At 68.3% G+C, this 9,132-nt stretch carries 7 protein-coding genes and 1 pseudogene; 4 read left to right on the top strand and 4 right to left on the bottom strand.

All coding sequences use genetic code 11. The features are described from left to right. Positions 1-866 precede the first annotated feature (866 nt). Positions 867-1,127, bottom strand: coding sequence for an HGxxPAAW family protein (locus ACWDX9_RS10140; RefSeq protein WP_350728414.1), 261 nt, complete (start codon positions 1,125-1,127; stop codon positions 867-869). 223 nt (positions 1,128-1,350) lie between these two features. Here ACWDX9_RS10140 and secA point away from each other — a divergent pair, with 223 nt between their 5' ends. After that, positions 1,351-4,140, top strand: coding sequence for a preprotein translocase subunit SecA (gene secA, locus ACWDX9_RS10135; RefSeq protein ID WP_449951317.1), 2,790 nt, complete (start codon positions 1,351-1,353; stop codon positions 4,138-4,140). 81 nt (positions 4,141-4,221) lie between these two features. Here secA and ACWDX9_RS10130 read toward each other — a convergent pair whose 3' ends face one another. The 3 genes from ACWDX9_RS10130 to ACWDX9_RS10120 form a co-directional block, all read right to left on the bottom strand. Then, positions 4,222-4,674: an Rv3235 family protein gene (locus ACWDX9_RS10130; RefSeq protein WP_364242868.1), complete on the bottom strand. Its 453-nt coding sequence runs from the start codon at positions 4,672-4,674 to the stop codon at positions 4,222-4,224. Positions 4,675-5,104: 430 nt separating this feature from the next. Then, positions 5,105-6,418: a PTS transporter subunit EIIC gene (locus ACWDX9_RS10125; RefSeq protein ID WP_397368262.1), complete on the bottom strand. Its 1,314-nt coding sequence runs from the start codon at positions 6,416-6,418 to the stop codon at positions 5,105-5,107. A gap of 28 nt (positions 6,419-6,446) precedes the next feature. Next, positions 6,447-7,187 (bottom strand): GntR family transcriptional regulator, encoded by a 741-nt coding sequence (locus ACWDX9_RS10120; protein ID WP_350728418.1) that lies wholly within the window; start codon positions 7,185-7,187, stop codon positions 6,447-6,449. A 125-nt stretch (positions 7,188-7,312) separates the two neighbouring features. Here ACWDX9_RS10120 and ACWDX9_RS10115 point away from each other — a divergent pair, with 125 nt between their 5' ends. From ACWDX9_RS10115 to ACWDX9_RS10105, 3 genes and pseudogenes are all read left to right on the top strand, one after another. After that, a complete protein-coding gene (locus ACWDX9_RS10115; RefSeq protein WP_350728419.1) occupies positions 7,313-8,347 on the top strand; it encodes an SIS domain-containing protein in 1,035 nt (344 codons plus the stop codon). 32 nt (positions 8,348-8,379) lie between these two features. Continuing rightward, positions 8,380-8,619, top strand: a pseudogene (locus ACWDX9_RS10110) (glucose PTS transporter subunit EIIB); the annotation flags it as partial. A gap of 10 nt (positions 8,620-8,629) precedes the next feature. Beyond that, positions 8,630-9,076, top strand: a complete 447-nt coding sequence (locus ACWDX9_RS10105) for a PTS sugar transporter subunit IIA (protein WP_350728420.1) — start codon at positions 8,630-8,632, stop codon at positions 9,074-9,076. Positions 9,077-9,132 lie beyond the last annotated feature (56 nt).

Raw genomic sequence — 9,132 nt, 5'->3', positions numbered from 1 at the left:
ACGCCTGCGGCTCCGCCAACGCCTGCGGCTCCGCCAACGCCTGCGGCTCCGCCAACGCCTGCGGCTCCGCCAACGCCTGCGGCCCCCACGGATGCCTCCCGCGCCGACGTGTCCCGCGCCGACGTGTCCCGCGCCGACGTGTCCCGCGCCGACGTGCCGATGTGTTCCGCGCCAATGTGTCCCACGCCGATGCGTTCCGCGCCCGCCTGACGCCTTGTCGACGTCACCCGCGCCCGTCGGCCAGTGGAGGTCGCCCATCGCCCGCTAGCTGGCACCACCCACACCTGACCTGCCACCAGCCAACGTCCGGACTACAGCCAGCCAATGTCCGGACTGCCGCCAGCCCACGCCAGGCGCGCCCGGCTCGCCGCCCACTGGCGCCACCCTCGCCCGGCTGGCCGCTCGTCAATATCGCCCGGTCCTCGACCGTCGGCGCCACCACGTCCGGTGGGGGTCACTGCGTCCGGTCGGCGTCACGACGCCACCGCGTTCGGTCTGCCCGCCGTCAACGCCAGCCGCCTTGCCCCCGCCGATACCGATCGTGCCCGCCGATACCCGACCGTGCCCGCCGATGCCACCTGAGAGCGGCCGGGCGGCAGGCGACGGCGCCCGTAGCGGGCCCAGGGGTCCTCCAGCGCCGCCTGCGGGCTGGTACGCCCGCGTACGCAACCCCTCATCCCCGCCCGACACGCGCGGCGGGCTCGTCGTTACGGGGATTGTGCTCGCCTATTACGAAAGGCCGCGGCCGACGCCATCGAGGTGCTCGCGGGCGGTGTGGGAGAACCGGTCACCGGCGGCGCACAGAGCGTGGGAGATGGGAGCTGGCCGGGCACCCGTGGGTGGGTGCCCGCCCGGTGAAGCGTGCGTCAGCGGTGATCTTCAGCGTGCATGCCCACACGGGGCGCGTCGATCACGACGTCGGTGAAGATATCGAAGACAAGAGCCAGGACGCCGCCCACGACGAACACTCCGGCGCCGATCCAGACGAGCGTCCAGTTGGCGGCCGTGAGGCCGAAGCCGGCCACCACCGTGCCCACCAGCATCACCGTCACCGCCAGCCACGATGACGCGCGCCCGGCGTGGCTGCCGAGATTCTCCGTATGCTCCGACTTCTTCCCCTCAACCATGATTAATCCTTCCTTTGCCGGTTATCGCGCTTATTGGTGCGAGCCGGCTCTCAACCGGCATACCCTCTGCCTTGACCCATTCTCCCAGATGGGTGTTGCGCCCTCGTCGTCACGGTGGCTGTGTCTGGTTGCGGAACCGCCTACGATGGCAACGGGGAAGTTTGTCTCGGCCTCTCCTCCTGGCGGCGCCGCCGGGGTAGACCTGCGAGGAGCTTTACATAAAGTGGCAGCCATTCTCGACAAGATCCTACGTGCCGGCGAAGGCAAGATCCTGCGCAAGCTCAAGCGGATCGCAGACCAGGTCAACTCCATCGAGGACGACTTCACGAGCCTGTCCGACGCGGAGTTGCGTGCGCTGACGGATGAGTTCAAGCAGCGCCATGCAGACGGTGAAACGCTCGACGATCTGCTTCCCGAGGCGTTCGCGACCGTGCGCGAGGCGGCCCGCCGCGTGCTCGGCCAGCGGCCCTACGACGTGCAGATCATGGGCGGCGCCAACCTCCATCTGGGCAACATCTCGGAGATGAAGACCGGTGAGGGCAAGACCCTCACCTGTACGCTTCCGGCGTACCTCAACGCCATCTCCGGCAAGGGCGTCCACGTCATCACGGTCAACGACTACCTGGCCAAGCGTGACGCCGAGACCATGGGCCGCATCCATCGGTTCCTCGGCCTCGAGGTCGGCTGCATCATCGCCGGCCAGCAGCCGGACGAGCGGCGCAAGCAGTACGAGGCCGACATCACGTACGGCACCAACAACGAGTTCGGCTTCGACTACCTGCGCGACAACATGGCGTGGTCGCTCGAGGAGTGCGCGCAGCGCGGCCACAACTTCGCGATCGTCGACGAGGTCGACTCCATCCTGATCGACGAGGCCCGTACGCCGCTGATCATCTCCGGCCCCGGCGAGCAGTCGGGCAAGTGGTACCAGGAGTTCGCCAAGATCGTGCCCCGCCTGCGCAGGGGCGTCGAGGCGAAGAACCCTGGCGAGGAGAGCACCGGCGACTACATCGTCGACGAGAAGAAGCGCACGGTCGGCATTCTGGAGGCCGGTGTCGAGAAGGTCGAGGACTGGCTCGGCATCGACAACCTCTACAAGCCCGAGCACACCCACCTCGTCGGCTTCCTGAACAACGCGCTCAAGGCCAAGGAGCTGTTCAAGAAGGACAAGGACTACATCGTCGCCGACGGCGAGGTCCTGATCGTCGACGAGTTCACCGGCCGCATCCTGCACGGGCGCCGCTACAACGAGGGCATGCACCAGGCCATCGAGGCCAAAGAGAGCGTGAAGATCAAGGACGAGAATCAGACTCTCGCCACGGTCACCCTGCAGAACTACTTCCGCCTCTACACCAAGCTGAGCGGAATGACCGGTACCGCCGCGACCGAGGCCAACGAGTTCCACCAGACGTACAAGCTGGGTGTCGTCCCGATCCCGACCAACCGGCCGATGGTCCGCAAGGACCAGGCCGACGTGGTCTACAAGACCGAGGACGCCAAGTTCGACGCGGTGGTCCAGGACATCAAGGAGCGCTACGAGGCCGGCCAGCCGGTGCTCGTCGGCACGACCTCGGTGGAGAAGTCCGAGCGGCTGTCCAAGGCGCTCAAGCGCCGCGGCGTGCAGCACGAGGTGCTCAACGCGAAGAACCACGCGCGTGAGGCGTCGATCATCGCCGAGGCCGGGCGCAAGGGCGCGGTCACCGTCGCCACCAACATGGCCGGTCGAGGCACCGACATCATGCTCGGCGGCAACTCCGAGTTCCGCGCCGACCTCGAGCTGCGCCAGCGCGGCCTCGACCCGGTCGAGACGCCGGAGGAGTACGAGAAGGCCTACCCCGAGGCGCTGGAGAAGGCCAGGGCTGCGGTCAAGGCCGAGCACGACGAGGTCACCTCGCTCGGCGGCCTCTACGTTCTCGGCACCGAGCGCCACGAGTCGCGCCGCATCGACAACCAGCTCCGCGGCCGTTCCGGCCGTCAGGGCGACCCCGGTGAGTCGCGGTTCTACCTGTCGCTCGGCGACGATCTCATGCGCCTGTTCAACTCGGCCAGGGTCGAGATGATCATGACCAGGCTGCAGATCCCCGATGACCAGCCGATCGAGTCCGGCATCGTCTCCAAGGCCATCGCCTCCGCCCAGCACCAGGTCGAGCAGCAGAACTTCGAGATCCGCAAGGAAGTTCTGAAGTACGACGAGGTCATGGACCGCCAGCGCAAGGTCATCTACGCCGAGCGCCACCGCGTGCTGGAGGGCGCCGACCTGCACGAGCAGGTGCGCGGCTTCGTCGGCGAGGTGATCGACGGCTACGTGCAGGGCGCCACGTCCGAGGGCTTCGCCGAGGAGTGGGACCTCGACAAGCTGTGGAAGGCGTTCGGGGAGCTCTACCCGATCTCGATCAGGATCGAGGACCTCATCGAGGAGGCCGGCTCTCGCGAAGAGCTGTCCGCCGAGTTCATCTCCGAGAAGGTCAAGGCCGACGCGCTCGAGGCGTACGCCAGGCGCGAGGAGGAGTTCGGCCCCGAGACCACGCGCGACCTGGAGCGCCGCGTGATCCTCTCGGTCCTCGACCGGAAGTGGCGCGAGCACCTGTACGAGATGGACTACCTGCGCGAGGGCATCGGCATGCGGGCCTACGCGCAGAAGGACCCCAAGATCGAGTACGCCCGCGAGGGCTTCGAGATGTTCGCCGCGATGCTCGAGGGCATCAAGGAGGACTCGGTCGGGTTCCTGTTCAACCTCGAGGTGGAGGTGCAGGAAAACCCGATCGTCGAGGAGGAGGACGCGGTCATCGCGGAGACCCGCTCGATCATCGCGCGCGGGCTGCGCGGGCCTGAGCGTCCGGCCGAGCTCGAATACTCCGCGCCCGGCGAGCAGGGCGAGGTCGAGCACACCCGCGTCCGCACCACTTCGGCGGAGCGGGCCGCGTACGGAAACGTGGAGCGCAACGCGCCCTGCCCGTGTGGGTCGGGCAAGAAGTACAAGCGCTGCCACGGCGACCCCAAGAACGCGGCCTGACGCTTCTTTTTGAGACCCCCACCTCGTGTGGGGGTCTCTTTTTTCTGCCGTGTCTTTTCTGGGCTCTTTAAATGCCTTTTTCTATGCCGTCTCGAAGTCCGTGCAGAGCCATTGGGCGCCTCTCCGTTCGAGCCGTATCGCCAGGACGCGGTTGCGGTCGCCGCAGTGCACCAGCATGCACATCTCCACGGCACCGTCCCTGGGCTCCTTGACGTGCACGCTGCCGGCGAACGGGGGGCGGCTGGTCCTGATCATCTGTCCTGCCTGGACCAGCTCTCGGTAGGCGCGAGCTGTGAGCTTGTCGGCCACGGTCTCCGGCGGGCGGCGGCCCGCGAGCACCTCTGCCAGCGCCTGCCCGAGGTGGCGCAGCTTGCGCTCATCGGGGATGGATCCCGGCGGGCCCCATACGAGGGGGTGGGGGTCCAGGGCCAGGGTGCCGTGGATTTCCGGGGGTGCGATTTCCGATGTCGGCTGCTCTTCGTCGTAGGGGGGTTCGGGGGTGGGGGTGACGCCGATGCGGGGGGTTGTTGACACGCATCCTCCAAATTCTTGGACGAAGAAAGAATCGTTATAAGGAGTTTTCGGTCTGGGCTGGGAATACAAATGCCGCCAACTTCTCCTGGGGGTGGCTGGGTTCGTCCGTCTTTGATGGAGAAGATTTTTGGAAGTTGGATCCCCTTGGGGTGGGGGTGGGCGGCTATTCCGGACGTGATTGGCGTGGTTGCGGGCGTCCCAAACCATTTTGGGCATGCGGGTAGTGGGGTGGTGGTCGTCCCTTTTCCGGGGGGCGTGAGCGGACTCCCGCCGTTGATTGGCGCCGGGTGCGCTTTGGTGGCGCGGGTGGGGTGAGGTGGTCGGGGCTGCGCGGGCGCGTCGTCTGTGGTGCCCGGGCGGGGCTGTGGTGGGTGCCGCTGTCTCGCCGTTGGGTGGCGGTGGCGCCGGGTGCGGCCGTGGGTGGGGGTGGTTAGGTTTCGCCTGAGTCGAGGTCTGGTTCGGGTTCGCGGCCCGGGGTGAGGATGTTGAGTTTGCGGATGAGGAAGGTGAAGACGGCGTAGTAGACGACGCCGTAAATCACCCCCAATATCAGGATCCCGGGCAAATTCTGGGTGTTCGACTTGCTGGCGTTCAGGAGCATGTCGAGCAGGCCGGCGGAGAAGCCGAATCCCAGTTGTCCGCCGATCAAGGTGGTCAGGGCCATGGCCAGGCCGGTCAGGATGGCGTGCACCACCAGGAGCAGGGGGGCCACGAAGATGAAGGCGAACTCGATCGGCTCCGTGATCCCCGTGACGAACGACGCCAGGGCGGCCGAGAGCATGATGCCGCCCACCGTGGCGCGGCGGTGGGGTGGGGCGGCGCGCCACATGGCGAGGGCGGCGGCCGGCAGGGCGAACATCATGATGGGGAAGAAGCCGGCCATGAACTGGCCGGCGTGCGGGGCGCCGCCGAAGTAGCAGTTCCAGTCCCCGCCCAGCACCCGGCCGCCCACCTCGCACTGCGGCACCACGTACCAGACGACGGAGTTGACGAAGTGGTGCAGGCCGAGGGGGATGAGCAGGCGGTTGATGAGGCCGTAGATGCCGGTGCCGATCGGGCCGATGGCGGCCAGGGCCTCGCCGGCGTGGCGGATCCACTCGCCGATCACCGGCCAGAGCCAGCCGAAGACCACGCCGATGAGCAGGGCCACGATGGAGGTGATGATCGGGACGAATCGGCGACCGCCGAAGAAGGCCAGCCAGGACGGCAGCTTGATGCGGTGGAAGCGCTGCCAGAGGAGGGCGGCGACCAGGCCCATGACGATGCCGCCGAGGACCTTGGTCGGGTTCTGCATGCCGTAGTTGATGATCTCCTTGATGCCCTGGGCCTGGGCCTCCTTGATGAGGACGGTGTCGCGGATGTCGGAGCCGAAGAACATCACCTTGGTCACCCGGTCGAAGACCAGGTAGCCGACCACGGCGGCCAGGGCGGTGGAGCCGTCGGCCTTGCGGGCGAAGCCGATCGCCACTCCCACGGCGAACAGCAACGGCAGGTTCTCGAAGAGCGCCGCGCCGGCCGCGGCCAGCACCTCGGCTACCTGGTTCATCCAGGCGAACCCGGCCACGTCCGCCAGGCCGCCCGGCTCGGCGCCGTTGGAGCCGAGCATGTCGGGCTGGCCGAAGCGCAGCAGCAAAGCGGCGGCGGGCAGGGCGGCGATGGGCAGCATGAGGGAGCGGCCCAGCCGCTGGAGCACGGTCATCACGCGAGCGAACGGCGAAGGCCGGGCGGCGGTGGTCTCGTTCACCGGGCGTTCCTCCGAGCCGGGTGAGGCCTCAGCCCCGTCTTACGGGCATTTCCAGGATGGTGCGCAACTGGTAGCGATCCGCACGATACGTGGACACGCCCAGCTCCGCACAGACGCCGCCGGCGAACGACCTGCGCTGCAGCAGCAGTACGGCGCCGCCGCGCGGGAGCTTCAGCAGGTCCGCGTCGCTCGGGTCGGCGATGCCGCCGTCGATGGTGAGCTCGCCGGCGTCCATGACCAGGCCGTAGCGGCTCTCCAGCAGCTCATAAAGTGATTTATCCGACAAGTCGTGGGAACCCAGGTCGGGGGCGAGCTTGACCGGGATGTGCGCCCGTTCGATGGACAGGGGTTCCCCGTCGGCCATCCGCAGCCGCTCGATGAAGTGCACCTCCTCGCCCGGCTGGATCCCCAGCTCCTTGGCGAGGTGCGCGCTGGCCCGCACGATCCGGCGATCGAGGTCGCGCGAGCCCGGGATCATGCCCCGCGCCCTCATGTCGTCGGTGAACGACGTCAGCTGCAGCGCCAGCTCGATCTTGGGCCGGGCGACGAACGTCCCCTTGCCCGGCACCCGGTGCAGGCGGCCCTCGGACACGAGGTGGTCGACGGCCTGCCGTACGGTCATCCTGGACAGGCCGAAGCGCTGGCAGAGCTCGCGCTCGGACGGGATGGCCGCCCCGATGCTCAGCTCGTCGCTGTCGATGAGGTCCAGCAGGATCTCGCGGAGCTGGAAATACTTGGGCACCGGGCTGTCCGGATCGATGTGCGCCACGGATCCTCCCCTCGATCGCGACCTTGGCAATGGGTTATGGTTCGTACTGGTCTAGTCCGGACTAGACCACATGTCGCGAAAGACGGTCAAGTCCGCGTCGCAGTCGATCAAGGAAAGAGCCCGAGATGACCACGAAGATGCGCAGCGAGATCGCCGAGCAGCCGGCCGCGCTGCGGGCCACCCTGGACTCCCTGCTGCCGAGGGTCGACGAGGTGAGAGCAGTGGGCGAGCAGACTCGCCAGCTGCTGTTCATCGCGCGCGGTACCTCTGACAATGCTGCAGTTTATGGGCGATACCTGGTCGAATCACACGCGGGCCGCCTGGCCGCGCTGGCCGCGCCCTCGATCGCCACGACGTACAAGCGCAAGCTTGACCTGGACGGGGTGCTGGCCGTCGCGATCTCGCAGTCGGGGCGCACCGAGGAGATCGTCGAGACGCTGGCCTGGGCCAAGGACTGCGGGGCCAGGACCGTCGGCATCACGAACGGCGGCGAGCAGAGCCCCCTCGCGCAGGCCGCCGACGTGGCCCTGTGCACGGTCGCCGGCGAGGAGAAGGCCGTTCCCGCGACCAAGACGTACACGACGCAGCTCGCGGCCCTGGCCGTGCTCGCGCTGGGCCTGGGCGCCGACGTGGACGCGGAGGACCTGCGGCGGGTGCCCGAGGCGGTGGAGAAGCTGATCACCGAGCCGGGCGACCTGGAGGCCGTGGTCGAGGGCCTGCTGGACAAGCCGGGCGTGGTCGTGTCCGGGCGCGGGCTGGCGTTCTCGACGGCCCTGGAGACGGCGCTGAAGCTCAAGGAGGCCTGCTACCTGCACGCCATGGGCCTGTCCTACGCCGACCTGCTGCACGGCCCCATCGCCGTGGTCGACGCCGACACGCCCGCGCTGCTGGTCGCCGCCGAGAACAGCCCGACCCTGTCCGGTACGGTCGCGCTGGCCGAGCGGGTGGTGGCCGCGGGCGCGGCGGCGTACACGATCGGTGGGGGCGACGCGCTCGCACGGGCGGGCACCGCCGCGCTGAACGGCCCCGACCTGCCCGAATGGGTGGCTCCGATGGGATTGATCGTGCCCGGTCAGCTCCTCACCGAGGCGCTGGCCCGCAGGCTCGGCATCGACCCCGACGCGCCGCGCGGGCTGAACAAGGTCACCCAGACCGACTGAAATAGCCTGGTCACAAGAGCTCTAGGGAGGGCCGGATGGCGGCTGACGCGAACGCGATCATCGCCGGTTTGGGCGGGGCCGACAACATCATCGAGATCGAGCCCTGCATCACCCGGTTGCGCACGGAGGTGCACGACGCGTCCAAGGTCGATCAGGCCGCCCTCAGGGCGGCGGGCGCGCACGGCGTGATGGCCGCGGGGAACGTGGTCCAGGTCGTCGTCGGGCCGGAGGCGGACACCATCGCCAGCGACATCGAGGACATCATCGGCTAAGGGCGAGACCATGACGACTGTTCTCGCCCCGGTTGAGGGGGCAGCTGTGGGGTTGGCCGCCGTGCCCGACCCGGTGTTCTCCGCCGGGCTGGTCGGGCCGGGGGCCGCGATCGACCCGCTGCGCGGGCCGGGCAAGGCCGTAGCCCCCATAGCTGGAAAAATCATGAAACTGCATCCGCACGCGTACGTCATCGTCGGAGACGACGGCAGAGGCGTCCTGGTGCACCTGGGCATCGACACGGTCCAGCTCAAAGGCCAGGGGTTCGAGCTCCTGGCCGCCGAGGGCGACCGCGTGAGCGCCGGTCAGCCCGTCGTGGCCTGGGACCCGGCGGTCGTCGAGGCGGGCGGCCGCTCGCCGGTCTGCCCGGTCGTCGCGCTCGACGCCCTCTCCGGGTCCGTGACCGAGGTCGCGGAGGGGGCGGTTCACGCGGGGGACGAGCTCTTCCGATGGGAATAGCTCCGGAACGAGCGTGTCCGCCGAGACGGCAGAATGTACACGCGCTATCGCACGAG

The organism is Nonomuraea sp. NPDC003201 (assembly GCF_053590415.1).
This window is presented reverse-complemented; position numbering and strand designations above follow the sequence as displayed.